The organism is Paraburkholderia ultramafica (assembly GCF_902859915.1).
Classification (GTDB): domain Bacteria; phylum Pseudomonadota; class Gammaproteobacteria; order Burkholderiales; family Burkholderiaceae; genus Paraburkholderia; species Paraburkholderia ultramafica.
Genome location: NZ_CADIKK010000006.1, coordinates 209750 through 234220, shown reverse-complemented (window position 1 = coordinate 234220; position 24471 = coordinate 209750). Strand labels below are relative to the sequence as shown.

Here is a 24471-nt window from a genome sequence, read left to right as displayed (position 1 = left end):
CGTGCAACTGCGGGCACCCGGCCGGGGGTCAGACAGGGGGACGTCTCAAAGCAATCAGCCAGCGCGCTATTACAGCGCCGGCAATACCATTGCATGGGCCGCTTCGTTCTGGCGCACGCGGAACGCAGCCAGCTTTTCCGCATACTCGGTGCTCGTGCCGCTCAGCAGCGACACCGCGAACAGCGCCGCGTTCGCCGCGCCCGCTTCGCCGATTGCAAACGTGGCGACCGGCACGCCCTTGGGCATCTGCACGATCGAATGAAGCGAATCGACGCCCTTCAGATACTTGCTCGCCACCGGCACGCCGAGCACCGGCACCGTGGTCTTGGCCGCCAGCATGCCCGGCAGATGCGCCGCGCCGCCCGCGCCCGCGATGATCGCGCGAATGCCGCGCTCACGCGCACTTTCAGCATAGGCGAACATCTCGTCGGGCATGCGGTGCGCGGACACGACCCTGGCCTCGTAAGGCACGCCGAATTCCTGCAAAATCGCCACGGCGTTCTTCATGACTTCCCAGTCGGAACTGGAGCCCATCAGCACGCCGACGACCGGCGCGCCATGCGTATGGGCGGTTTGAGCTTCACTCATCTTACGGCTTCCTTGTTTCCCGAACGGCGCGGATCTGATCAGGCGAGCTTGTGCCCGGTCAGGCGTTCGAGCGCTTCCTGGTACTTCTCTCCCGTCCTGGTGACCACGTCGTCCGGCAGCTTCGGCGCCGGCGGTTCTTTCTTCCACGGCTGGGTTTCGAGCCAGTCGCGCACGAACTGCTTGTCGAACGACGGCGGGTTGGTGCCGACCTGATACTGGTCGGCCGGCCAGAAGCGCGACGAATCCGCGGTCAACGCCTCGTCCATCAGATACAGCTTGCCGTGGTTGTCCAGACCGAATTCGAACTTCGTATCCGCGATGATGATGCCGCGCGTCGCCGCGTAATCAGCGGCTTCCTTGTACAGCTTGATCGAGATGTCGCGGATCGTGGCCGACAGTTCGGTGCCGATGCGGCGTTCCATCTCGTCGTACGTGATGTTTTCGTCGTGGTGGCCCATTTCGGCCTTGGCAGCCGGCGTGAAAATCGGCTCGGGCAGCTTCTGCGCATTTTGCAGACCCGGCGGCAATTGCACGCCGCACACCGAACCGGTTGCCTGGTAGTCTTTCCAGCCGCTGCCGGCCAGATAGCCGCGCACCACCGCTTCGACGAGAATCGGCTCGAGGCGCTTGACGACCACCGCGCGGCCCTTGACCTGCTCGACTTCGTCCGCCGCGACCACGGACTCGGGCGCGACGCCCGTCAGGTGGTTCGGCACCACATGCTTCAGTTTCTCGAACCAGAAGTTCGCCATCTCGTTGAGCACGCGGCCCTTGTTCGGAATCGGCTCGCCCATGATGACGTCGAACGCCGACAGACGGTCGGTCGTGACGATCAGCAACTGGTCGTTGCCCACCGCATAGTTGTCGCGGACTTTACCGCGGCCGAGCAGCGGCAGCGAGCGGAGCGTGGATTCGTAGAGGGTAGACATCGTCGTGGTTCGCTAAAAGTGAGGCAAAAAGTGTGACCGGAACAAAAGGGAAACGCCGTTCCCCGGATGATGCGGGAACGGCGATCTAACGACAACCTGGCCAAACGGCCAGGTGCAGAACCGAGCTATAGCTTAGCGGACGACTTGCGCGAGCTCGCCCGACTTGTACTTCTCCGCGATTTTATCAAGCGAAAGCGGCTTGATCTTGCCGGCCTGGCCTTCGCAGCCGAACTGCATGTAACGGTCGATACAGATCTTCATCGCCGCTTCGCGCGCCGGCTTCAGGTAATCGCGCGGGTCGAACTTGCCCGGACTGGTCGCCATGTAGCGGCGGATCGCGCCGGTGATCGCCAGACGCAGGTCGGTGTCGATGTTGACCTTGCGCACGCCGTTCTTGATGCCTTGCTGGATTTCCTCGACCGGCACGCCGTAGGTTTCCTTCATGTCGCCGCCGAATTCGCGGATTTCCGCGAGCAGTTCCTGCGGCACCGACGACGAGCCGTGCATCACCAGGTGAGTGTTCGGAATGCGCTGGTGGATTTCCTTGATGCGCTGGATCGACAGAATGTCGCCCGTGGGCTTCTTGCTGAACTTGTATGCGCCGTGCGACGTGCCGATCGCGATCGCCAGTGCGTCGCACTGCGTCGCCTTGACGAAGTCGGCCGCCTGCTCCGGATCCGTCAGCAGCTGCTCGCGAGTCATCGTGCCTTCCGCGCCGTGGCCGTCTTCCTTGTCGCCCTTCATGGTTTCCAGCGAACCGAGCACGCCCAGTTCCGCTTCCACCGTGATGCCGATCGAGTGCGCCGCTTCCACGACCTTGCGCGACACGTCGACGTTGTACTCGTACGACGCGACGGTCTTGCCGTCGGCTTCAAGCGAGCCGTCCATCATCACGCTGGTGAAACCGCTGCGGATCGCCGCCATGCAGACCGCCGGCGACTGCCCGTGGTCCTGGTGCATCACGACCGGAATATGCGGATACGACTCGACCGCCGCTTCGATCAGGTGACGCAGGAACGCTTCGCCCGCGTACTTACGCGCGCCGGCGGAAGCCTGCATGATAACCGGGGCGTTGACCTTGTCGGCCGCCGCCATGATCGCCTGCACTTGCTCCAGATTGTTCACGTTGAATGCCGGAAGGCCATAGCCGTTTTCGGCGGCATGGTCCAGCAGTTGACGCATTGATACGAGAGGCATGCTGTAACTCCTTAGATTGAAACGAATCCTTGTGCCGTCGGCATCTTGTTGGGCGATTTTATCGCGGAGCAAGCTGCATACCCGTTCACACGGTCCCTAAGGCGCCGGGCGTTCCTGTACGCTCCGGACGCGATTGAAGACGGTGCGCCGCCTCTCGCGGGGCATGTCAGCCTGCTTCGCTCGATCCAGCCCGTGCCGATCGAGCAGTTGCTACCTGATCAGTACGGTTCTCCGACCCGCACGATTTTCAACGTATTGGTGCCGCCGGCCTGACCCATCGGCTCGCCGACAGTCAGCACCACCATGTCACCACGCGACGCGTAGCCCTTGCTCACCACGGTCTCCAACGCCTGCTGCAACGCGGTGTCGCGGTCGGTGTTGGTGTTGGTGTCCAGATGCAGCGAGGTCACGTTGCGGTACAGCGCCATCGCCCGTTCACTGCCGACGCGCGGCGTGAGCGCGAAAATTGGCACATGGGTCCAGTGGCGCGACATCCACAGCGCGGTCGAGCCGGATTCGGTCAACGCCACGATCGCCTTCGCGCCCAGGTGATAGGCCGTGAAGAGCGCGCCCATCGCGATCGACTGGTCGATGCGGGTGAACGTGCGGTCGAGGAAATCCTTGTCCAGTTCCGACTGTTCCGACTTCTCGGCTTCCAGACAGATCGCCGCCATCGTCTCGATGGTTTGCACCGGGTACTTGCCCGCCGCCGATTCCGCCGACAGCATCACCGCATCGGTACCGTCGAGCACCGCGTTGGCGACGTCCGAGACTTCGGCCCGGGTCGGCACCGGCGCGTAGATCATCGACTCCATCATCTGGGTCGCGGTGATCACGAACTTGTTCGATTCGCGCGCCATACGAATCATCCGCTTTTGCAGCGCGGGGACTGCGGCATTCCCCACTTCCACCGCCAGATCGCCGCGCGCGACCATGATGCCGTCCGAGGCGTCGAGAATGCCTTGCAGCGCCGGAATCGCTTCCGCGCGCTCGATCTTGGCGATCATCTTCGGCTTGATGCCGAACGGCGCACCGGCGATGTTCGCGAGCTGGCGGGCCATCTCCATGTCGGTGGCGTTCTTCGGGAACGAAACCGCGACGTAGTCGACACCGAGCGACATCGCCGTGCGAATGTCTTCCATGTCTTTCGCGGTGAGCGCGGGCGCCGACAGGCCACCGCCCTGGCGGTTGATGCCCTTGTTGTTCGACAGCTCGCCGCCGATCTTCACGACCGTGTGGATCTCGTTGCCGATCACGCGCGACACGTTCAGCACGATCAGGCCGTCGTTGAGCAACAGCACGTCGCCCGGCTTCAGGTCGCGCGGCAGGTCCTTGTAGTCGAGACCGGCGCGTTGCTCGTTGCCGAGTTCGCAGTCGGCGTCGAGGATGAACGGCTCGCCGGCAACCAGCAAGACCTTGCCGTTTTCAAATTTGCCGACCCGGATCTTCGGGCCTTGCAGGTCCGCCATGATGGCGACTTCGCGGCCGGCCTGGCGGGCCGCTTCGCGCACGAATTCGGCGCGCTGGCGGTGGTCGTCGGCGGTGCCGTGCGAAAAATTGAGCCGCACCACATCCAACCCTGCCTGAATCATTTGCAACAGGATTTCCGGCGTGTTGGAAGCCGGTCCGATGGTAGCGACAATCTTGGTGGCGCGATGCATGAGTCTCCTCGTCTGGATAGGATCGCTGGAATGAGCGCTGCGAGTCGGATGCGGAGGCTGCGCACCGGAAGATGCTGCCAGGGGCTGCGCGCCGGTTGAAACCAGCGTCGCTTTGTAGGGTGAAGCGGTGTTCGACACCGGCACGGGGGGTGCCGGCGGGGGGACGGTCTCTTCGTCGGGGAGTTCTGCCGGCGACGGGGCGGCTTGTCCGCTGGACAAATCCGCTGCGTCGTCGGCAGTGGTCAACTCCGCGAGCGCGAGGGGCGATCTGGATTCTTCTGTTTCGGCAGACACTGCCGGGGTGGCGGCGGAGCGCGCCGCGCGCTCCCCTGCCGTCTCTGCTGCGAGGTTGCGCGGCTTGTTGGCTCGCTGGCCGCCGCGCGCTTTTGCAGACTTTGCCGTTGGGGAGCGCGTCGCCACGTTTAAGCCCGCGATTCCAGAACTTCGACCGCCGGCAACTTCTTGCCTTCGAGGAACTCGAGGAAGGCGCCGCCGCCCGTCGAGATATAGCTGACCTTGTCGTGGATGCCGTACTTGGCGATCGCCGCGAGCGTGTCGCCGCCGCCTGCGATCGAGAACGCCGACGACTTGGCGATCGCGTCCGCCAGCGTCTTCGTGCCGTTGCCGAACTGGTCGAATTCGAACACGCCGACCGGCCCGTTCCACACGATCGTGCCGGCCTTTTCCAGTTGCGCGGCGAGCACCTTGGCGGTTTCCGGTCCGATGTCGAGGATCATGTCGTCGTCCTGCACATCGGCGACAGCCTTGATTTCGGCCTTGGCGGTCGGCGAAAACTCCTTGGCCGTGACCACGTCGGTCGGGATCGGCACCGAGGCGCCGCGGGCTTTGGCCGCGTCGATGATGGCCTTGGCTTCGTTGATCAGATCGGCTTCGGCGAGCGACTTGCCGATCTTCAGGCCCGCGGCCAGCATGAACGTATTCGCGATGCCGCCGCCGACGATCAGCTGATCGACCTTGTCGGCCAGCGACTTCAGAATGGTCAGCTTGGTCGACACCTTCGAGCCGGCGACGATCGCCACCAGCGGGCGCTTCGGCGCGCCCAGCGCCTTGCCGAGCGCTTCGAGCTCAGCGGCCAGCAGCGGACCGGCGCAGGCGACCGGCGCATATCTGGCGATGCCGTGCGTGGTCGCTTCGGCGCGGTGCGCGGTGCCGAACGCGTCGTTCACGTAGACATCGCAGAGCTTCGCCATTTTCTGCGCGAGCTCGTCGGAATCTTTCTTTTCGCCCTTGTTGACGCGGCAGTTTTCCAGCAGCACGACCGACCCCGGCGCGACGTTCACGCCGTTTTCGACCCAGTTCGCGACCAGCGGCACGTCGCGGCCGAGCAGTTCGGCCAGACGCTGCGCGACCGGCGCGAGCGAGTCTTCCGGCTTGAAGTCGCCCTCGGTGGGGCGGCCCAGGTGCGACGTGACCATCACGGCGGCGCCCGCGTCGAGCGCCGCCTTGATCGCCGGCACGGAGGCGCGGATACGGGTGTCTTCGGTGATGTTGCCTTGATCGTCCTGCGGCACGTTCAGATCGGCGCGGATGAACACGCGTTTGCCGGATAGTTTGCCTTCGGCGATCAGATCGGAGAGACGCAATACCTTGTTCATAGGCGTGTATGTGCGAGTTGATGAGAAGGCGGTGGCGGACGACGCGCCGGGCTTGCAGCGCGGCAAATTCCAGCGCTTCGGCACGGCAGCGGCTCCACGGGATCGGGCGCCGACGGCAGGGCCGCGGCTCTCGCGCCTTGCAGCGGCGCGCTCAACCCGGAAACCGGCAGTTTAACTGATCCACACTGCCTTCTGACCCGCGACTGGGCGAATGTCCCGTATTTGGAGATAGGGCCGCGCATGCCGCAATGCAGCATTTCTCGCCCATTCAATCATATGAAGACGCGTAACAACGTGAACACGACCATTCCGGTGACAATCGTGCCGAGCATGGTGCGCCGCCACAAAAACCATCCCAGACCGGACAGCGTCGCGTAAAACTCGTGATTGGACGGCGCAAACGACAGCCCTTCGGGCGTCGACAGCACGTCGGGCAGCACCACGGCGGCCAGCGCCGCGGCCGGCGCGTAGCGCAGCATCCGCTGCACGCGCGCCGGCAAGACCGTGCGCTCGCCGCCGATCAGAAACATCGCGCGGGTCAGCGCGGTGACGAAGGTCATGCCGAAAATGGCCAGCCAGATTTGTGTGGACGTCATCGGGAATCTCCGGCGCTGTTGCGGATGCGGCGCAAGTCGGCTCGCTCGACCATCAGGTCGGCGGCGCTGCCGGCGACGATCGCCGCGATCACCGCGAACGGCAGCGCGAGCCGATACGGCAGGTCGAAGGCAAGCAGTGACACGACCCCGGCGATGCTGACCGCCACCAGTGTGGAGCGCGTCGCGATCGCCGCCACCATGATGGGCACCAGGGCCAGCGTGCCCGCCAGCGCGAGCCCCCAGTTGTCGGGAATCAGGCTCGCGAGCAGGATGCCGGCAATCGACGACACCTGCCAGGACAGCCAGCTCGAGAGCGCCATGCCCCAGTAGTACGCCTCCTTGCCCGGCATGTAGCCGGTCGGGAAACTCTTCTTCTCGAACAGCAGATAGATCACATCGCCGTTGAAATAGCCGAGCACGATGCGCCGCCACATCGGCAGATAGGAGAAATGCGGCGCCAGTCCGGCGCTGAAAATCACGAAACGCGTATTGACCATTGCCGCGGTGAGCAGCACGGTCCAGATCGGCAGCTTGGCGGCGAGCAGCGGCAGCACCGCCAGTTGCGACGAACCGGCGTAGCACAGCAGCGACATGGTGAGCGCCTGCGGCAACGTGAGCACGGATTTGCTCATCGCGATACCGGTGACGAGCCCCCACGAGAAAATCGCCATCAGCGTGGGCGAATAGTCGCGCGCGCCCTCACGGAAGTCACGGCGATCGATATCTGACAGTCGAGCGAGCATGAGGCGAAACGGGCAGGCGCCACGGCGCCGCAACGAAGGGAAGTCGACGCCAGGTCGTCAGGCACCCGCTGGCGTATCCGGATTTGAATTATGCGTGTGCCGGATTATAGCGTCCGGGATGCGGCCCAATGCCCGTTCCGTGTGCAAAAGACGCTAAAATACCGCTCTTGGCTATGTCCGATGCTCGTAGCCCCACCTCACAACGCACCTGCTGGAGAATCGTATGTCAATGGCCGACCGCGACGGCAAGATCTGGATGGATGGCAAGCTCATCGACTGGCGCGATGCCAAAATCCACGTGCTCACCCACACGCTGCATTACGGCATGGGCGTTTTCGAAGGCGTACGCGCCTACAAGACGGCTGACGGCGGCACCGCGATTTTCCGTCTGCAGGAGCACACCAGGCGTCTGCTGAATTCGGCCAAGATTTTCCAGATGGACGTGCCGTTCGATCACGAAACGCTTGCCGCCGCGCAACGCGAAGTGGTTCGTGAGAACAAGCTCGAGTCCTGCTACCTGCGCCCGATCATCTGGGTCGGCTCGGAAAAGCTCGGCGTGTCGGCCAAGGGCAACACCATTCACGTGGCGATCGCCGCGTGGCCGTGGGGCGCTTACCTCGGTGAAGACGGCATCGCCAAGGGCATCCGCGTGAAGACGTCGTCGTTCACGCGCCATCACGTGAACGTGTCGATGGTCCGCGCGAAGGCGTCGGGCTGGTACGTGAACTCGATCCTCGCCAACCAGGAAGCGACCACCGACGGCTACGACGAAGCGCTGCTGCTCGACGTCGACGGCTATGTGTCGGAAGGCTCGGGCGAGAACTTCTTCCTCGTGAACAACGGCAAGCTGTACACGCCGGACCTGTCGTCGTGTCTCGACGGCATCACGCGCGACACGGTCATCACGCTGGCGCGCGACGCGGGCATCCAGGTGATCGAAAAGCGCATCACGCGTGACGAGGTCTACACCTGCGACGAAGCGTTCTTCACCGGCACCGCCGCCGAAGTCACGCCGATCCGCGAACTCGACAACCGCACGATCGGTTCGGGCGCACGCGGTCCGATCACCGAGAAGCTGCAAGCGGGCTTCTTCGACATCGTGAACGGCAAGAGCGAGAAGTACGCGCACTGGCTGACCAGGATCTAATGCGCGCTGCACCGGCCGGCCGGGCGTTTGCCCTGCCAGGCCTTTACCGGCGCAACGCCCGCACCCTGCATACAACGAGAAAGTCCCATGAGCGAAATCAAGGAAATGCCGCTGGTCGAACTGTCGGCTAAAGACCTGCCGGCCTACTGCCCGAACCCGGCCATGCCGCGCTGGAGCGCGCATCCGCGCGTCTTTATCGATGTCACGCACGGCGAAGCGCGTTGCCCGTACTGCAGCACGCGTTACAAGCTGCGCGAAGGCGAAGTGGTCAAGGGTCATTGATCACGGCGCACTGAGCGTTGGTTGCTTGCGGCGCTGCCTTGCGGGGCGTTGTGCGCGGGTTGACGGGTGTCGCGTCGTCTGCTTCGACGTGCGTCTCGTCGTCGGTTTCGTTGCGTGGTCCGCTGACTGATTGGCTTGAGATTCCGCCGCCCGCTTCGTCGTCAGGCGGGCCGGGTCCGGTTGCACAGCAGGCGCAGACCACGCCAACGCACACGCAAGCTCAAAGGCAGGCACGCCGCAGCAGGGCCGCCACTGCGGCGCATCCGGCGAAACCGGAAGCGCGCCACACGGTTGGCGGCTTTTCCCCTTTTACCAATCCGAACGCCACGCGCATTGCGCGCGCGGCGCTTCGTTTCGACACCGGACACTCACTCTGATGCGTCGCGCGTTGGTTATCGCACCGAACTGGATCGGTGACGCATTGATGGCGCAGCCGCTATTTGCGCGCCTCGTGAAACTGCATCCGCGCATCGTCATCGACGCGGTCGCGCCCTCGTGGGTCGCACCCGTGCTCGAGCGCATGCCGGAAATCCGCGACGTCTACGCTACCGACCTCGCGCACGGCAAGCTGCAAATGCTGCGCCGCTGGCAACTGGCGAGCGATTTGCGCGACGTCGGCTACGACGCGGCCTACGTGCTGCCGAACTCGCTCAAGTCCGCGCTGATTCCGTGGATGGCGGGTATTGCGCTGCGCATCGGCTATACCGGCGAAAGCCGCTACGGCCTGCTGAACGTGCGTCACGCGAATCCGCGCAAGGACGAGCGCCCGCCGATGGTCGGCCAGTACGCCGCCCTCGCCTACGCGCCCGGCGCCAAAGTCCCCGACGACTTGCCGATGCCGCGCCTCGACGCGGACCTGAACGAAGCGTCGCGCGTGTCGGCGCGCTTCAATCTGGACACGCGCGTGCCGCTGCTGGTGTTCTGCCCGGGCGCCGAGTACGGCCCCGCCAAGCGCTGGCCGCCCGAACACTTCGCGTCGCTCGCGCAGATGGTCGGCCAGTCGTTCCCGTACACGCAGATCGTCGCGCTCGGTTCGCCGAAAGACGCGCCGCTCGCCCAGGCGATCGCCGAGAAGGCGCCGAACGTGCGCAACCTGTGCGGCCAGACCGCGCTGGGCGAGGCTTGCGCGCTGATCTCGCGGGCCAGCGCGGTCGTCACCAACGACTCCGGCCTGATGCACGTGGCCGCCGCGCTGCGCCGGCCACTGGTGGCGGTGTACGGTTCGACCGATCCGCGCCACACGCCGCCCTTGTCGGAGCTTGCGAAGGTACAATGGCTCCATCTCGAATGCAGCCCCTGTTTTGAGCGCGAGTGTCCGCTCGGGCATCTGAACTGCCTGAAGCAGTTGAGCGCCGAGCAGGTATTCAGCGATTTGCGTGGCATGTTGCTGACGCAACGCTGAGCTGGCTGATCGTCGACTTGATACTTGCACGCAACACCGCACGCCTCCGAGTGCGTCGCGTCATGTTCGCGCCTTGCAGCGCGGGCAATCTGGCGCTCCGGGGGCGACCGGTCCGGTGCTCCGGACTGTCCCGCTGACCGCTGTCCCGCAACCGCGCGCCGCGCACAAGAGACTGACGAGCCATGCCACGTTTTGCCCATATCTTCGAAGCCGCCGCCGATACCCTGAACGCCTACTATCAGGCCGTCGCCGAGGTCAATATCGACAGCTTGATGGGCCTGTGGATCGATGAAGAGTTCGTCAGTTGCATCTGCGCCGACGGCTCCCACCTGCACGGCCTCGACAGCATTCGCGCCGGCTTGCAGATCCAGCTCGAAGCCGCGCCCGTTTCGATCGAGCCGCTCGACATCCGCGTCTACGACAGCCTCGGCACCGTCGTCTACGCGATTGCCGAAGCGCACCGTCCCGCCGATCCGAACGCTACGCCCACGATGGTTTTCACCACTTACGTGATGGTCCATGAACGCGGCGAGTGGCGCATCGCGCACATTCACGCAAGCCCGATGCCGAACGAGGCCGCCAGCCAGTTCGCAACCAAGATGCGGCATGGCCAGGGCTCGCTGCACTGACGCGCGGCTCAGTTTCAGATTCAGATTCGCGCTTTACTTATTTGCTCCAACGCCGGCATGAGTTCGACGCACGATAAATCCGTTTCCTCCGGCATGGCCCACACCACGGTCGCGGCGGCTGTCGAGGACACGGTCGAGCTGCTTTACCGCGCGCCGCTCTGGCTGCCGAATCGGCATGTGCAGACCATCGTCCCGTCGCTGTTCGCGCGCCGCCCGGCGGTTTCGTTTCGCCGCGAGCGCTGGGATACGCCTGATGGCGACTTCATCGATCTCGACTGGGTGCTGCATGACGGCGAGTCCGCCGCGCCGCTCACGCCAGGCCTCGTGTCCCGGACTCCCGCCGCCGATGCCCCGCTGTTCGTGCTGTTTCATGGCCTCGAAGGCAGTTCGGCATCGCACTACGCGGCTTCATTGATGGCGGCCGCGCGCGACTACGGCTGGCATGGTGTCGTGCCGCACTTTCGCAGTTGCAGTGGCTCGTTGAACCGGATGCCGCGTTTCTATCACCTCGCCGACAGCAACGAAGTCGATTGGGTGCTGCGCCGCTTGCGCGCCGCGCATCGCGGGCCGGTCGTCGCGGCGGGCGTGTCGCTCGGCGGCAATGTGCTGCTGCGCTGGCTGGGCGAGCGGCGCGAGGAAGCCGCGTCGGTGATCTCGGCGGCCGCCGCGATTTCGACGCCGATCGACGTGCATGCCGGCGGCCGCGCGTTATCGCAGGGCTTCGGCCTCGTCTACACGCGCAGTTTCCTGAAGACGCTCAAGCAGAAGGCCGAGCAGAAGCTGGTCCAGTTTCCGGGCCTGTTCGACCGCGATGCAATGCTGGCGAGCCGCACGATGTACGAGTTCGACAATGCGGTGACCGCGCCGCTGCACGGGTTTCGCGATACCGACGATTACTGGAGCACGGCAACCACGCGTCCGCTGCTGCCGCACATTCAGGTGCCGACGCTGGTGCTGAATGCGCGCAACGACCCGTTCCTGCCGGCCAAGGCGTTGCCGTCGCGGCACGAGGTCTCGGCGGCGGTGGAGCTCGACCAGCCGAGGCACGGCGGCCACGCCGGCTTTATGACCGGGCCGTTTCCGGGCCGCATCGACTGGCTGTCGCGGCGCGTGCTCGGCTACATGGAGCGACACGTCGATCATGGATGACATCGTCAGGCAGGCTTTGGTCAAGTGGCCGAACGTTCCGAGTTGCACCGGGTGGCTGATGCTGGACCGGCGCGGCACCTGGCGCATGCGCGATGACGCCGCTCAGGCGAGCGGATCGCCGGGCGAGCCGATCCGGCATGAGGCGCTGCTCGGGTTCATCAACCGGAACTACGACGCCGATGAAAGCGGGCAGTGGTATTTCCAGAACGGTCCGCAGCGGGTGTATGTCGAACTGGGCTATACGCCTTGGGTGGTACGGCTGTCGGCGGATGCGAATGGGGTGCTCGTGTTGCAGGACCAGGCCGGTGGCACGTTCGAGCCCACTGCTGTCTTTATCGATGAAGAAGGCGGGATTCTGTTCGCCGATAGCTCGGCGCCTGCAAGAGCCGCGGTTTTGCACGATCACGATCTGGAGGTCTTCTCCACTCATGCAACGCTCGCCGACGATTCGATGAACGGCGAGTTCCACTGGAACAACCAGGTTGTGTTGCCTCTGGAAGCACTGCGGCGCGGCGATGTTGCCGCGCGCTTCGGGTTCGTGTCGAGTCCGGCGGCGAATGCGTAGGGTTTTGGGTGCATGGCATCCAGCCTCGTTGCACCCAGATAACCAGGTCCAGCCCTAACCCTTCTCGTCGAGCCGCTCCTCCTTATAGCGGCTCTCCATTTCGTGCAACCGCGCATCGATGGTTGCGAGGTCGTAGTAGCCAATCGTCTTCAGATCGCGCGCGTCCTTCAATTGCCGGATCGCCGACGGCCACGCCCCCTCCAGCGCGAACTTTTCCGCCATCGCCCGATGCTGCGTCAACGCATCGCCGCTGCCCGCGCTTGCCTGCGCCAGATACAGCCACCACGCCGGCTGATCCGGCTGGGCACGGGTCTCTTTCTGCGCGAGCGCCTGCGCATCGGTGAATCGCCGCAAGGTCAGCAAGGTGCGGATATGGATGTCGATCGCGGCGTTCGACTGCGGCCAGCGCTTCTGCGCAAACTCAGCGAGACGCGCGGCTTCGTCGTTGCGCCCGGCGCGCCGCGCGATATCGGCGGCCAGCACGTCGAGACTCGGCGAGCTGCGCGCGGGTCCGCCCTCCGTGCGCTCGCCCGCCGCAAACGCCGCGCGGGAAGTCGCGAGCGACGCTGCCGCGTCGTCATAACGCTCGAGCAGCATCTGCCCATACGCGATCCCATACCAGTTCGCCGCGACGTTGAGCGCGGTACGATCGTCGATTTCGGAGCGCAAGCGCGAAATCTCATCCGCGTACTCGCTGCGAGAGCGGTCCTGCAGCAACCGCGCCCGCGCGCGCACAAAGCCGTATTCGGACGCCTGATGCGGCTGTCGGTACGGCGCGCGGCGCGCACGGTCCTCCATGTCGGCGATCCGTTCGCCGGTCAGCGGGTGCGTGCGCGCGTACGCCGGGATGCCCATGTCGTTCATCGCCGCACGATCGAGCCGGCCAAAGAAGGTGGCCATCGCGTACGGGTCATACCCCGCGCCGGCCAGCAGAAGAAAGCCGACGCGATCCGCCTCGTGCTCGGCGGAACGCGAGAAGCGCAACTGGTTGTCGACCGCATAAGCCTGGCCGCCGATCGCAATTGCGCTGCCCAGGTCGCCGCTATGCGCGAGCACGCCTGCCAGCACGCCGAACAACATGCCGGCAAGCGCGGCATAGGTGCTGTGCTCGCCGGCCGTCATCATGCGCGAGATGTGACGCTGCAATACGTGGCCCATTTCATGACCGAGCACCGACGCCAGTTCGGACTCAGTCTGCGTCGCCGTGATCAAACCGGTATTCACGCCGATGAAACCGCCAGGTAGCGAGAACGCGTTGATCTGCGCGTCGCGCACCGCGAACAGATCGAAGTCCGGACGATAGCCGCCGATGTACAGCGCGCTCGCCGCCGCGGCGAGTTTGGCGGCCACCGAGTTCAGGTAATCGCGCACCAGCCAGTCGTCGAGATAGTCGGGGTCGCGGCGCACTTCGCGCATCACGCGCTCGCCGAGCTTGCGTTCGGCCTGCGGCGTCAGCGAACCGGAGCCGCCGTTGCCGAGGTCAGGTAATTGCTGCGTGACGATCGGTGCGCGCCAACTGCTGTTCACACCGGTGTTGCCGGAGAGGCGGCTCTGCGCGCCACCGTACACGCCGAACACGCCTTGCGCGATGTCGGGCGGCACGAGCGGGTCGGCGTAGGTTTCGGCCGGGCCGCTGACCAGCGGCGACTCAGCCGCCTGCGCGTTGAGCGCGAGGTTCGAGCCGGCGTGCGATTGCGCGAACGCGCCCGGCGGCGCCGCGAGCGCGACAGACAACAACGCAGCAAGAAGCCGTTTCGGACGCATCGCGAGGTCGTTATGACGAAGTCGAAAGCGACGCCCGCCGCTCGGACTAAGATAGCGGGCACAGGGCAATTGTAATCAGTCGCCGCGGCGATTCGGGTGCTCGCGCCGCACTGCTATGATAGGCGCCCTCTGAAGGAGCCCAAACATGCCTGAACTCACTCATTTCGACGCCGCCGGCCAGGCGCATATGGTGGATGTCGGCGGCAAGCAGGAGACCAAGCGCATCGCCGTTGCGCGCGGCTCGATCCGCATGCTGCCGGAGACGTTCGCGCTGATCCGCGACGGCAACGCCAAGAAGGGCGACGTGATCGGCATCGCGCGCATTGCGGCGATTCAAGGCTCGAAACGCACGGCCGATCTGATTCCGCTCTGTCATCCGCTCGCGCTGACGCGTGTCAAGGTGGACTTCGAACTCGATGAGACGCTGCCTGGCGTGCACTGCACGGTTCAGGTCGAAACGCTAGGACGCACGGGTGTGGAGATGGAAGCGCTGACCGCCGTGCAGGTGGGACTACTGACGGTGTACGACATGTGCAAGGCCGTGGATCGGGGCATGACGATCACTGAAGTGAAGGTGCTGGAGAAGCATGGCGGGAAATCGGGGGATTGGGTAGCGGGTTGATGACGGCCTGCGTCATCGCCTCACTCCCCTTTAACGCTTTGAAGCTTTGAAACGAGCGCGACGACGTCAATCCTCGTCGCTGTCGTCGTCCTGATTGACGTCGGACGACGGCGTGCCGTAGCGCTTGACCAGTTCCGCCTTGAAGCCAGCCAGCGACTTCTGCTCGTCGGTCAATTGGTACACATAGCTCAACTGCGCCGGCCAGTCCTTCAGTTCCTCAGAAAAAATCTTCAGGCGTGCGACCGTGTCGAGCGCTGCCGCCGTATCCCCGCTCAGCGCCTGCAGCACCGCATAGCGGCGCAACACGGTTTCGCCCGGCAGCAGCGCGATTGCCTGCTTGTGCATCGCGAGTTTGTGTTGCAGGTTCATCGCATTCATCGGCTGCAGCGTCGCGAGACCGTACTCGCCCCAGGCCTGGAACAGGAACGACGGGGCCGCGGTGTATTGCTCCGCAGGCCGCTCGCCGTAGTACAGCACCTCGGCGCGCGCGTAGTCGCGATACGCCGGATACAGCGCCGCCAGCCCGCCGAACACCACCACCGCAAACGCGCCGAACGACAGACGTCCAGGCACGAGACGCAACGGCCGTGTCTCCAGCAGGCCGAACACGAACATCGCCGGCAGCAGGAAGAACATGTACTGCTGCGGATATTCGACCAGCGCGTGCATCGTCAGCACGCCGATCAGCGCGATGCCGAATATGCGCGCCGCGCTTTGCGGTGCGCGCACCACCCGCACGAGCCAGGTGACCAGCCCGAACAGCACGATCGCAAGGCCGATCAAACCTGTCTTCGCGAGCAGGTCGATGAAGATATCGTGCGAATTATTGGCGATCTCGACACCGCCTAGCGTCTTCACAAGCTCGTACTGGTAGCTCGGAAATTCGCCCCAACCGACGCCCAGCAGCGGATGCGTCCTGAACATCGTCCAGCCGTACTTCCACAGCGCGAGGCGCGGCGCGATCTGGCCGGCGTCCTTGAAACGATCGGCCGCCGACTGCGCCAGCTCCAGGTGATAGTGCACGTTGGCCCAGCGGATCAGCGCATTGACCACGAAGAACAGCACCGCCAGCGCAATCGGAATGATCCACTCACGATTGCTGCGGCGTAGCAGCGGTTCACTGCGAATCTGCGCGAACGCCATCCAGAAACCCGCGACGACGATCACCCCCATCTGCAGCCACGGACCGCGCGACACGGTCAGCGCCAGTCCCACCGCGAAGATCGTCGATACGAGCAGCCAGATGCCGACGGCCAGCCGCCGTGTCTGCACGAGCAACAGCGCGCCCGCCATCGCGAACGCGATGTAGGTGGCGAGGTGGTTCGCCTGCGCCATATTGCCGAACGGCCGGCGCTCGACGGTCACGTTATATGCGACCACGAACGGCGACACGCGCGTCTCGAGGTGAAATAGCTGGATCACCTGACAGAACACCGCGAACAGGCCGCCGACGATCAACGCGCCAGCCGCCCACCGCAACGCGGTCTCGTCGAGCCTGGCACGCGTGAAGCCGTAGCCGACATGCACGGCCATCAATGCAGCAAGCAGGAAGCTGCCGCCGAGCCAGTTCATCGACGGCTGCAAGACCGGCAACACCACCGCTTGCGCGACCAGCACCAGTCCGAACAGCAACGGCACCAGTGCGACCGTCGGCGACGCGAACGCAATGCGCGGCCTGGCAGTCGCCACCAGCAGCACGACAGCCACGCCGGTGAACAGATACAGCCCGAGCGAGGTGAATTCAGCGTAAAAGGTCGGAATCGGGTACGTATGATTGGGGACTGCGTAAGGCAGCACCAACGCGAGAGCCAACAGAATGAGAGACAGGTAGCGCGCAAATGGGGAGGGCATCGAGTAACCGGGAGGGCGTCAGCAACCGGCGCACTATACAAAAAATTCCTTGCGCTGTGCGCCGGCCCGGCTGAAATATGCCGAAAATCAGGCTTTTACGTGCAGATTGTGTTCACACGGCGACTCTGGCACCCGGTCACGTACCGATTCACGCGCTGATTCACGAGCGGCATTCCGGCGGCGCCAGATTCGACGCGAGGGTGGGCGCATCGGTGGGTGCGGGCCCCGCGCCCGGCGCCGGCAACGAAGACGCCGTTTTGCCGCCGGCGAAACATTCCCACGTCAGCGCGCCGGCCTGCACCGAGCCCTTGCTCAACGCGACACGCGCGGTCGGCGCATCCGCATTGTCGGGGACCGACGGCACCAGCGTCAGCGTGTTCGAACCGCTCGGCGCGACGCGTGTCGTGAACGCGATCGTGATCTGGCCGGTATCGTCGTCGACCCGGATGGACTCGACGTTGCGGGTCGCGGGCGGCGACGCATAACCGCCGCTGAACGCATTGCCGCTCGCGGCGTTTTCGGCCACCGCGAGCCGCGCGGAGGATGCGAGCGACAGCCCCTCGCCTACCCGGCTGCGAGCCAGATAGTCCTGGTACGCGGGAATCGCATAGGCAGCGATCACGCCGACAATCGCCAGCACGATCATCAGTTCGATTAGCGTGAAGCCGACGCCGAAGCGGCGGCAGGCGCGCGCCAGCCGCGCGGACCAGCCCGCTCGCCCGAACAGGGAGCGCGCGGCCAGCGTGGACTGGGAATAAGGGGAATACGGCAAGGTAAAGATCATTGGCAGGCTCCTGAAACGAAAAACGCCTGGGCCCCGGATCGGGAACAGGCGTTTCTATCGTAGCCAGCGACGCTCGCGGCTCACAGTCAGCCGAATGGCTAACGTTGCGCTAATGCGGCGGCGGCGAATTCCGCTTCAGGTTCGCACGCTCGCATCGCGTCGGCCGCCGTACAACCATGAGCCTCACGCCGCCGCGCGATTGGCATTGCGACGCTTCAACAGATACCCGAGGATCACGACGAACAACGCCCCCCCGACGCTCATCCCGTATTCGGCGGCAGGCGTATCGAGGATCGGCCAACGGTCGCCAGCCGGGTCGTTGACGATCAGGCCGCCCGCGATCCAGCCCAGCAGCGCGGCGCCGAGCACGATGACGATCGGAAAGCGGTCGAGCAGCTTGAGGACCAGCTGGCTGCCCCAGATGATCAGCGGAATACTCACCACCAGCCCGAAAATCACCAGCGCGAGACGATGCTCCTGATCGGCGGCTTCGGCCGCGCCCGCAATCGCGATGACGTTGTCGAGGCTCATCACCGCATCCGCGACGATGATGGTCTTGACCGCCGCCATCAGCTTGTCGGCCGGCTTGATGTTCTCATGCACGTCGTGCGCCGGCGCCATCAGGCGCACGCCGATCCACAGCAGCAACAGACCGCCCGTGAATTTCAGCAGCGGCACATCGAGCAGCACCACCGCGAACGCGATCAGCGCCACGCGCAGCGCGATCGCGCCCGCCGTGCCCCACAGCACGCCCCGGATGCGCTGCGGGGGCGGCAGATTGCGGCAGGCCAGCGCGATCACGACAGCGTTATCGCCACCCAGCAGGATGTCGATGACGATGATCTGGAAGACCGCGCCCCAATGGAGGGTCGTGAAGAACTCGAGCATGAGTGGAAGAATAAGAAAAAATCTGACGCGCGGACAATAAAAAAGCGGAGGAGTCTAAAACTCCCCCGCCTTTTAGGACCGCTCGCTCACGAAAGGACTTCGTAAGCTTAACAAAAATCGCGCCGCTGCAGCACGCGAATTTCGATTTACAGCATCGCCTTCAGAAGACGCGCCATTTCCGACGGGTTCTTCGTGACCTTGATACCGCACGCGTCCATGATTTCCAGCTTCGCTTCAGCCGTGTCCGCACCGCCCGAGATCAGCGCGCCAGCATGGCCCATGCGCTTGCCCGGAGGCGCCGTCACGCCCGCGATGAAGCCAACCACCGGCTTCTTCATGTTGCCCTTGATCCACTCAGCAGCGTTCGCTTCGTCCGGACCGCCGATCTCGCCGATCATGATGACGGCGTCCGTATCCGGATCGTCGTTGAACATCTTCATCACGTCGATGTGCTTCAGACCGTTGATCGGGTCGCCGCCGATGCCGACTGCCGACGATTGGCCGAGGCCGATCGCCGTCAACTGGCCGACTGCTTCATACGTCAGCGTGCCCGAACGCGACACGACGCCGATGCGGCCCTTGCGGTGGATGTGACCCGGCATGATGCCGATCTTCAGTTCGTCCGGCGTGATCGTGCCCGGGCAGTTCGGTCCGAGCAGCAGCGTCTTGCGGTTTTCGCGACGCATACGGTCCTTGATCTCGATCATGTCACGGACAGGAATGCCTTCCGTGATACAGATCGCCAGATCCAGGTCGGCTTCGACGGCTTCCCAGATTGCGGCAGCAGCGCCTGCCGGCGGCACGTAAATCACCGACACGGTCGCGCCCGTTTCGGCCTTGGCTTCGGCGACGCTAGCGTAGATAGGAATGCCTTCGAAATCTTCGCCGGCCCGCTTCGGGTTCACGCCTGCAACGTACGCTTCGCGGCCGTTTGCATATTCACGGCAAGCACGCGTATGGAACTGACCGGTCTTGCCGGTGATGCCCTGCGTGATGACCTTGGTGTCTTTGTTAATCAGAATCGACATGTATTGACCTCTGTTCGTTTGGCGTCGCGCGGTTGAGTGGCGCGGCGGGATGTTCTCCGCCCGCGCCGCTCACGCGCCGCCATTCGTAATCCTGGTTAATCCTGGAAAAGCGCCTGGTAAACGCGGCGGGACGAGGCTTACGCCTTGCCCGAAGCGGCCGCGACGACCTTCTGAGCCGCTTCTTCCATGCTGTCCGCCGCGATGATCGGCAGACCGGATTCAGCGAGCATCTTCTTGCCCAGGTCTTCGTTCGTGCCCTTCATGCGGACCACGAGCGGCACCTTCAGCGACACAGCCTTCGACGCCGCGATCACGCCTTCCGCGATCACGTCGCAGCGCATGATGCCGCCGAAAATGTTGACCAGAATCGCGGTCAGGTTCGGGTTCTTCAGCATGATCTTGAACGCTTCCGTGACCTTCTCGGTCGTGGCGCCACCGCCCACGTCCAGGAAGTTCGCCGGTTCGCCGCCGAACAGCTTGATGGTGTCCATCGTCGCCATTGCGAGGCCAGCGCCGTTCACGAGGCAGCCGATGTTGCCGTCGAGCGAGATGTACGCGAGGTCGAACTTCGACGCTTCGACTTCAGCCGGATCTTCTTCGTCCAGATCGCGGTACGCGACGATTTCCGGGTGACGGAACAGCGCGTTCGAATCGAAGTTGAACTTGGCGTCCAGCGCGATGACCTTGCCGTCGCCGGTCAGGATCAGCGGGTTGATTTCGGCCAGCGATGCGTCGGTTTCCCAGAATGCCTTGTACAGGCCTTGCAGGATCGCGCGCGCTTGCGGGATCGATGCGTCGGGCACGCCGATTTTCTTCGCGAGGTCGTCAGCTTCAGCGTCCTTCAGGCCGGTCGACGGGTCGACAGCAACCTTGTGGATCAGCTCAGGCGTCTTTTCCGCAACTTCTTCGACGTCCATGCCGCCTTCGCTCGATGCCATCACGACGATCTTCTGCGAAACGCGATCGATCACGAGGCCGACATACAGTTCCTTCTTGATGTCAGCGCCTTCTTCGATCAGCAGACGGTTCACCTTCTGGCCTTCCGGACCGGTCTGGTGCGTGACGAGCTGCATGCCGAGGATCTGGTTCGAGTATTCGCGAACCTGTTCCAGCGACTTGGCGACTTTCACGCCGCCGCCCTTGCCACGGCCACCCGCGTGGATCTGAGCCTTCACGACCCAAACCGGGCCGCCGAGCTCTTGCGCGGCCTTGACCGCATCATCCACCGAGAAGACCGGCTTGCCGCGCGGTACCGCGACGCCGAATTTCCGCAGGATTTCCTTACCCTGGTACTCGTGAATCTTCATGCGTGATTCCCTTCAGTCTGAGAGTTGGATTGAACTTCGTTTCCGCTGCCGTCGTTCATGCCGGACGCGATGCCGCCCTTGCCTGGCTGGCGAACCGCCCCGCCGCCTGACGCTGCCGCGCGCTCCGCTGAATGCGGTGCGTGGCCATACCAGCGCGGATAAAACTGTTGCACCGCCTCGCCGTCGAAACGCAGTGCGTGGCAGCGTCCCAGCTGGAATGGCGGTTTGTCGTTGGAATGCTCGCCTGTGCTGTTAGACGATTCGTCTCCAGAACTGGCCTTCGCGCCTGGTGTGCTGTCGCCGGTGTTCCACACGTCGCCGGCGAATGCCTGAATCGCGGCGGTCGGCAGGATTGCGCACAGCTCGGTGAGATGCGTGCAACCGGCCGTGCCGCCCAGCAAACGGGCAGCATCGCGACGGAAGTTGTGGAGCAGATTGAGCCCGATGAGGGCACGGTAGGCGGGATTGCTGACTTGGCACAAACCAGGATAGGGCACCCAGTCGGACGACGCCTCGGCGTCGACGACATTGAGCTTGCGATCGATGGTGATGCGAAGCCAGAGTTCATGGATCGGCTGACCATTGGGCCGGACGCCCGACGCAAGCGCCACATCGCGTGGCTTTTCGTCGGTCAAGCACGCTTCCACATCCCACAGGCCATCGGCTCGCTCATAGGCTTCCGCTCTGATTGCGCGACGGTGGCGCAACTGACGGGACACTGGCGGGGAGAGCGGCATGCGGGAAGGAAAGGCCGGATTGGAAAACCCGCGAATTTTAGCATACTGGGTATTTGGGACAGGTTGGAATGCGCTCAGCCGCCTGGCGGGCGGCTGAGCGCCGGGGAACTGTCTTGAAGGGACGGGGTGCGAGGCCGAAAGGCAAATCCGAAAGGCAAGCCCAAAAGACGATGCCGAAAGTCAACGCGGCTAAGCGCCGCTCTATTCCTCGTCGATGCCTTTGAGGATTTTGCCGATCGTCGCGCCCGAGAAACCGCGCGACGCCAGAAAGCGCGTTTGCTTCGCCCGCTCGGCCGGCGTTTCGGGAAGCTGGCCGAATTTCTTGCGCCATACGGCTTGAGCGCGCGCGAGTTCGGTTTCACGCAATTGCGCACTGGCCTCTTCGACGAGCGTCTGGTCGACCGCGTGCTGCTTCAGTTCGCCCAGGATCCGACTCGTGCCGAGCCGCGACGAGCGCCGGTGGATCAAGCTTTCCGCGAAACGCGAGTCGGATAGCCAGTTTTCGGCCTCCAGCGCATCGAGCACCGTGTCGAGCGAATCGGTTTCCTCGACGAATGGCTTCAGTTTGCGCGCGAGTTCGGCGCGACTGTATTCACGGCGTGACAGATAGCCGAGCGCGCGTCCTTTTAGCGAACGTGCCGGACGTTGAGATTTTTTGGCTTCGTCTTGCCCCGGTTTCGCTTCGCCAGGCGTGCGACGCGAGCGGGTATAGGTGGTCTCGGAGGGATCCGAGGCGGTGGGCGGGGAGGATTCAGACTGAGCGCGCTGCGGGCTGCGGCCCGCGGCGCGATCGTGTGCGTCGAACGATTCGAACGGATCGAACGAATCGTCGTTTTCATCGCGCGGGCCGTCCGAATGGCGTCCGGCATCGGACAACGGTCGGCCCTTGCGTATCACTTGATGGTTACTCTTCTTCGTCCGCGACTTCAGCGCCTGCGCCGGTCACTGCTTCTGCCATTGCATTGACGCCCAGCGATTCGCGGATACGGTTTTCGATCTCGCGAGCGATGTCCGGATTTTCGCGCAGGAATTCACGCGCGTTGTCCTTGCCCTGACCGATCCGTTCGCCGTTGTAGCTGTACCATGCACCGGCCTTGTCGACGATCTTTGCCTGCACGCCCAAGTCGATGATTTCGCCCTGACGCGAAATACCCTCGCCGTACAGAATGTCGAAAATCGCTTCCCGGAACGGTGGCGACACCTTGTTCTTGACGACCTTCACGCGCGTTTCGTTGCCGATCACTTCGTCGTTCTTCTTGATCGAACCGATCCGGCGAATGTCCAGACGCACCGACGCATAGAACTTCAGCGCGTTACCGCCCGTGGTGGTTTCCGGGTTGCCGAACATCACGCCGATCTTCATGCGGATCTGGTTGATGAAGATCACGAGGCAGTTCGTGCGCTTGATCGTGCCGGTGAGCTTGCGCAGCGCCTGCGACATCAGACGCGCTTGCAGACCCGGCAGCGAGTCGCCCATTTCGCCTTCGATTTCAGCCTTCGGCACGAGTGCCGCGACCGAGTCGATCACGATCATGTCGATCGAGCCCGAACGCACCAGGGCATCGGCGATTTCGAGCGCCTGTTCGCCGGTGTCCGGCTGCGAAACCAGCAGGTCGTTCACGTTCACGCCGAGCTTGCCCGCGTACTGGATGTCCAGCGCGTGTTCCGCGTCGATAAACGCCGCCGTGCCGCCGATCTTCTGCATTTCGGCGATGACCTGCAGCGTCAGCGTGGTTTTACCGGACGATTCCGGGCCATAAATTTCGACCACACGGCCACGCGGCAAACCGCCGACGCCCAGCGCGATGTCGAGGCCGAGCGATCCGGTTGAGACCACCTGGATGTCTTCGACTACCTCACCTGCGCCGAGCCGCATGACCGACCCTTTGCCGAACTGCTTTTCGATCTGCGCGAGCGCGGCAGCAAGCGCCTTGCTCTTTTCAGCAGTCAGTCCAGCCGAGCCTTTCTTGCTTTCTTCCATGAATCGTCCTTTGCTATGATGAACGGCGTCTGAGGCAGGTGTGCAGCCCACTTTTGAAGGACAGCACACGAAACTCAGACACTGTATAAAAAAACAGTGGTTTTGGCAAGCGCGATTCTCATGCGAACGCGCATTTTTACCGTCGCGCTGCCCAAACCACCCACAATATTTTCGGAGACCGCTGTGCGCCGGGGACACCCACGGTGCCGGCAAAGCCAGGCTGGCGCATCATGCGAATTCTGATTGCCGAAGACGACAGCATACTCGCGGACGGTCTGGTTCGATCACTCCGCCAATCAGCCTATGCGGTCGATCATGTGAAGAGCGGTGTGGAAGCCGATACCGCGTTGTCAATACAGACTTTCGACCTGCTGATTCTCGATCTGGGCCTGCCGCGCATGTCCGGACTCGAGGTGCTGCGGCGCCTGCGCGCGCGCAATTCGAACCTGCCGGTGCTGATCCTGACCGCCGCGGACAGCGTCGACGAACGCGTCAAAGGTCTCGACCTCGGCGCCGACGATTACATGGCGAAGCCCTTCGCACTGAACGAACTCGAAGCGCGCGTGCGCGCGTTGACCCGGCGCGGCGCCGGCGGCGGCCCGACGGTCGTGCGACATGGCTCGCTGTCGTTCGACCAGGTCGGCCGGATCGCCTATGTGAACGAGCAGGTGATCGACCTGTCGGCGCGCGAACTCGGCTTGCTCGAAGTGCTGCTGCAACGGATCGGCCGGCTGGTCTCGAAGGAGCAACTGGTCGACCACCTGTGCGAGTGGGGCGAGGAAGTCAGCAACAACGCGATCGAGGTCTACGTGCACCGCCTGCGCAAGAAGATCGAGCCGAGCGGCGTGCGTATCATCACCGTGCGCGGCCTTGGCTACTGCCTCGAAAAGGCGGCGTCGCCGGCGAGCGCGAATGCGGCCGCCGCGCCCGCCCCCGGCGAACCCGAGCCGCCCGCCTCGCCGCCGTCCGGCGCGATGCCGGCGAGTCACCACTACAAATAGAGGA

24 protein-coding genes are annotated in these 24471 nt (G+C 64.0%); 8 read left to right on the top strand and 16 right to left on the bottom strand.

The features are described from left to right. Nucleotides 1-69: 69 nt before the first annotated feature. From purE to HV744_RS08970, 7 genes are all read right to left on the bottom strand, one after another. On the bottom strand, nt 70-588 hold the full coding sequence (gene purE / locus HV744_RS09000) for a 5-(carboxyamino)imidazole ribonucleotide mutase (protein WP_121315613.1): 519 nt from the start codon (nt 586-588) through the stop codon (nt 70-72). 38 nt (nt 589-626) lie between these two features. Then, nucleotides 627-1517, bottom strand: coding sequence for a phosphoribosylaminoimidazolesuccinocarboxamide synthase (locus HV744_RS08995; RefSeq protein ID WP_175149173.1), 891 nt, complete (start codon nt 1515-1517; stop codon nt 627-629). A 132-nt stretch (nt 1518-1649) separates the two neighbouring features. Then, on the bottom strand, nt 1650-2714 hold the full coding sequence (fba, locus tag HV744_RS08990) for a class II fructose-bisphosphate aldolase (protein WP_175149172.1): 1065 nt from the start codon (nt 2712-2714) through the stop codon (nt 1650-1652). A gap of 218 nt (nt 2715-2932) precedes the next feature. After that, entirely contained in the window at nt 2933-4375 is a 1443-nt protein-coding gene (gene pyk / locus HV744_RS08985; protein WP_175149171.1) for a pyruvate kinase, read from the bottom strand. Between the two features lie 422 nt (nt 4376-4797). After that, nucleotides 4798-5991, bottom strand: coding sequence for a phosphoglycerate kinase (locus tag HV744_RS08980; protein WP_175149170.1), 1194 nt, complete (start codon nt 5989-5991; stop codon nt 4798-4800). A gap of 272 nt (nt 5992-6263) precedes the next feature. Further along, nucleotides 6264-6587, bottom strand: coding sequence for an AzlD domain-containing protein (locus HV744_RS08975; protein WP_175149169.1), 324 nt, complete (start codon nt 6585-6587; stop codon nt 6264-6266). After that, nucleotides 6584-7330: an AzlC family ABC transporter permease gene (locus HV744_RS08970; RefSeq protein WP_175149168.1), complete on the bottom strand. Its 747-nt coding sequence runs from the start codon at nt 7328-7330 to the stop codon at nt 6584-6586. Before HV744_RS08970 ends, HV744_RS08975 begins: the two co-directional genes overlap by 4 nt. A gap of 223 nt (nt 7331-7553) precedes the next feature. Between HV744_RS08970 and HV744_RS08965 the strand changes: the two genes are divergently transcribed. The 6 genes from HV744_RS08965 (at nt 7554) to HV744_RS08940 (ending at nt 12504) form a co-directional block, all read left to right on the top strand. Beyond that, on the top strand, nt 7554-8477 hold the full coding sequence (locus HV744_RS08965) for a branched-chain amino acid transaminase (protein WP_175149167.1): 924 nt from the start codon (nt 7554-7556) through the stop codon (nt 8475-8477). 87 nt (nt 8478-8564) lie between these two features. Beyond that, entirely contained in the window at nt 8565-8759 is a 195-nt protein-coding gene (locus tag HV744_RS08960; RefSeq protein ID WP_175149166.1) for a zinc-finger domain-containing protein, read from the top strand. 376 nt (nt 8760-9135) lie between these two features. Next, entirely contained in the window at nt 9136-10161 is a 1026-nt protein-coding gene (waaF, locus tag HV744_RS08955) for a lipopolysaccharide heptosyltransferase II (RefSeq protein ID WP_175149165.1), read from the top strand. Between the two features lie 182 nt (nt 10162-10343). Further along, complete coding sequence (locus HV744_RS08950; protein ID WP_175149164.1) at nt 10344-10790, top strand: nuclear transport factor 2 family protein; 447 nt, start codon at nt 10344-10346, stop codon at nt 10788-10790. A 57-nt stretch (nt 10791-10847) separates the two neighbouring features. Then, the gene (locus tag HV744_RS08945; protein WP_175149163.1) at nt 10848-11939 is read left to right on the top strand and encodes a YheT family hydrolase; all 1092 of its coding nucleotides are present in this window, start codon (nt 10848-10850) and stop codon (nt 11937-11939) included. Further along, on the top strand, nt 11932-12504 hold the full coding sequence (locus HV744_RS08940) for a DUF2946 family protein (protein ID WP_175149162.1): 573 nt from the start codon (nt 11932-11934) through the stop codon (nt 12502-12504). The genes HV744_RS08945 and HV744_RS08940 overlap by 8 nt, the downstream gene beginning before the upstream one ends. 54 nt (nt 12505-12558) lie before the next feature. Here HV744_RS08940 and HV744_RS08935 read toward each other — a convergent pair whose 3' ends face one another. Next, on the bottom strand, nt 12559-14268 hold the full coding sequence (locus tag HV744_RS08935; RefSeq protein WP_175149161.1) for a M48 family metalloprotease: 1710 nt from the start codon (nt 14266-14268) through the stop codon (nt 12559-12561). Between the two features lie 145 nt (nt 14269-14413). Here HV744_RS08935 and moaC point away from each other — a divergent pair, with 145 nt between their 5' ends. Then, nucleotides 14414-14890: a cyclic pyranopterin monophosphate synthase MoaC gene (gene moaC, locus HV744_RS08930; protein ID WP_175149160.1), complete on the top strand. Its 477-nt coding sequence runs from the start codon at nt 14414-14416 to the stop codon at nt 14888-14890. A 66-nt stretch (nt 14891-14956) separates the two neighbouring features. Here moaC and HV744_RS08925 read toward each other — a convergent pair whose 3' ends face one another. From HV744_RS08925 to recA, 8 genes are all read right to left on the bottom strand, one after another. Continuing rightward, entirely contained in the window at nt 14957-16741 is a 1785-nt protein-coding gene (locus HV744_RS08925) for a PglL family O-oligosaccharyltransferase (protein WP_175149159.1), read from the bottom strand. Between the two features lie 160 nt (nt 16742-16901). After that, entirely contained in the window at nt 16902-17525 is a 624-nt protein-coding gene (locus tag HV744_RS08920; protein ID WP_175149158.1) for a pilin, read from the bottom strand. Nucleotides 17526-17708: 183 nt separating this feature from the next. After that, nucleotides 17709-18413 carry a TerC family protein gene (locus tag HV744_RS08915; RefSeq protein ID WP_175149157.1) on the bottom strand — a complete coding sequence of 235 codons (705 nt, stop codon included), beginning with the start codon at nt 18411-18413 and terminating at the stop codon, nt 17709-17711. 146 nt (nt 18414-18559) lie between these two features. Next, entirely contained in the window at nt 18560-19441 is an 882-nt protein-coding gene (gene sucD / locus HV744_RS08910; RefSeq protein ID WP_008920420.1) for a succinate--CoA ligase subunit alpha, read from the bottom strand. Nucleotides 19442-19578: 137 nt separating this feature from the next. Then, nucleotides 19579-20748: an ADP-forming succinate--CoA ligase subunit beta gene (sucC, locus tag HV744_RS08905; protein ID WP_175149156.1), complete on the bottom strand. Its 1170-nt coding sequence runs from the start codon at nt 20746-20748 to the stop codon at nt 19579-19581. After that, nucleotides 20745-21485, bottom strand: coding sequence for a DUF2889 domain-containing protein (locus HV744_RS08900; protein ID WP_175149155.1), 741 nt, complete (start codon nt 21483-21485; stop codon nt 20745-20747). The genes sucC and HV744_RS08900 overlap by 4 nt, the downstream gene beginning before the upstream one ends. A 201-nt stretch (nt 21486-21686) precedes the next feature. Next, entirely contained in the window at nt 21687-22382 is a 696-nt protein-coding gene (gene recX / locus HV744_RS08895; protein WP_175149154.1) for a recombination regulator RecX, read from the bottom strand. A 7-nt stretch (nt 22383-22389) separates the two neighbouring features. Next, entirely contained in the window at nt 22390-23466 is a 1077-nt protein-coding gene (gene recA, locus HV744_RS08890; RefSeq protein WP_175149153.1) for a recombinase RecA, read from the bottom strand. A 230-nt stretch (nt 23467-23696) separates the two neighbouring features. Between recA and HV744_RS08885 the strand changes: the two genes are divergently transcribed. Continuing rightward, nucleotides 23697-24467 carry a response regulator transcription factor gene (locus tag HV744_RS08885; protein ID WP_175149152.1) on the top strand — a complete coding sequence of 257 codons (771 nt, stop codon included), beginning with the start codon at nt 23697-23699 and terminating at the stop codon, nt 24465-24467. Nucleotides 24468-24471 lie beyond the last annotated feature (4 nt).

Excerpts from the sequence above, each read along its gene's own strand:
- HV744_RS08995 (WP_175149173.1), bottom strand. The coding sequence starts at position 1,517 with ATGTCTACCCTCTACGAATCCACGCTCCGCTCGCTGCCGCTGCTCGGC.
- HV744_RS08975 (WP_175149169.1), bottom strand. The coding sequence starts at position 6,587 with ATGACGTCCACACAAATCTGGCTGGCCATTTTCGGCATGACCTTCGTC.
- recA (WP_175149153.1), bottom strand. The coding sequence starts at position 23,466 with ATGGAAGAAAGCAAGAAAGGCTCGGCTGGACTGACTGCTGAAAAGAGC.
- sucC (WP_175149156.1), bottom strand. The coding sequence starts at position 20,748 with ATGAAGATTCACGAGTACCAGGGTAAGGAAATCCTGCGGAAATTCGGC.
- HV744_RS08965 (WP_175149167.1), top strand. The coding sequence starts at position 7,554 with ATGTCAATGGCCGACCGCGACGGCAAGATCTGGATGGATGGCAAGCTC.
- HV744_RS08900 (WP_175149155.1), bottom strand. The coding sequence starts at position 21,485 with ATGCCGCTCTCCCCGCCAGTGTCCCGTCAGTTGCGCCACCGTCGCGCA.
- HV744_RS08940 (WP_175149162.1), top strand. The coding sequence starts at position 11,932 with ATGGATGACATCGTCAGGCAGGCTTTGGTCAAGTGGCCGAACGTTCCG.
- fba (WP_175149172.1), bottom strand. The coding sequence starts at position 2,714 with ATGCCTCTCGTATCAATGCGTCAACTGCTGGACCATGCCGCCGAAAAC.
- HV744_RS08960 (WP_175149166.1), top strand. The coding sequence starts at position 8,565 with ATGAGCGAAATCAAGGAAATGCCGCTGGTCGAACTGTCGGCTAAAGAC.
- pyk (WP_175149171.1), bottom strand. The coding sequence starts at position 4,375 with ATGCATCGCGCCACCAAGATTGTCGCTACCATCGGACCGGCTTCCAAC.
- HV744_RS08950 (WP_175149164.1), top strand. The coding sequence starts at position 10,344 with ATGCCACGTTTTGCCCATATCTTCGAAGCCGCCGCCGATACCCTGAAC.
- HV744_RS08920 (WP_175149158.1), bottom strand. The coding sequence starts at position 17,525 with ATGATCTTTACCTTGCCGTATTCCCCTTATTCCCAGTCCACGCTGGCC.
- purE (WP_121315613.1), bottom strand. The coding sequence starts at position 588 with ATGAGTGAAGCTCAAACCGCCCATACGCATGGCGCGCCGGTCGTCGGC.
- HV744_RS08945 (WP_175149163.1), top strand. The coding sequence starts at position 10,848 with ATGAGTTCGACGCACGATAAATCCGTTTCCTCCGGCATGGCCCACACC.
- HV744_RS08885 (WP_175149152.1), top strand. The coding sequence starts at position 23,697 with ATGCGAATTCTGATTGCCGAAGACGACAGCATACTCGCGGACGGTCTG.
- HV744_RS08915 (WP_175149157.1), bottom strand. The coding sequence starts at position 18,413 with ATGCTCGAGTTCTTCACGACCCTCCATTGGGGCGCGGTCTTCCAGATC.
- HV744_RS08925 (WP_175149159.1), bottom strand. The coding sequence starts at position 16,741 with ATGCCCTCCCCATTTGCGCGCTACCTGTCTCTCATTCTGTTGGCTCTC.
- HV744_RS08970 (WP_175149168.1), bottom strand. The coding sequence starts at position 7,330 with ATGCTCGCTCGACTGTCAGATATCGATCGCCGTGACTTCCGTGAGGGC.
- waaF (WP_175149165.1), top strand. The coding sequence starts at position 9,136 with ATGCGTCGCGCGTTGGTTATCGCACCGAACTGGATCGGTGACGCATTG.
- HV744_RS08935 (WP_175149161.1), bottom strand. The coding sequence starts at position 14,268 with ATGCGTCCGAAACGGCTTCTTGCTGCGTTGTTGTCTGTCGCGCTCGCG.
- sucD (WP_008920420.1), bottom strand. The coding sequence starts at position 19,441 with ATGTCGATTCTGATTAACAAAGACACCAAGGTCATCACGCAGGGCATC.
- HV744_RS08980 (WP_175149170.1), bottom strand. The coding sequence starts at position 5,991 with ATGAACAAGGTATTGCGTCTCTCCGATCTGATCGCCGAAGGCAAACTA.
- moaC (WP_175149160.1), top strand. The coding sequence starts at position 14,414 with ATGCCTGAACTCACTCATTTCGACGCCGCCGGCCAGGCGCATATGGTG.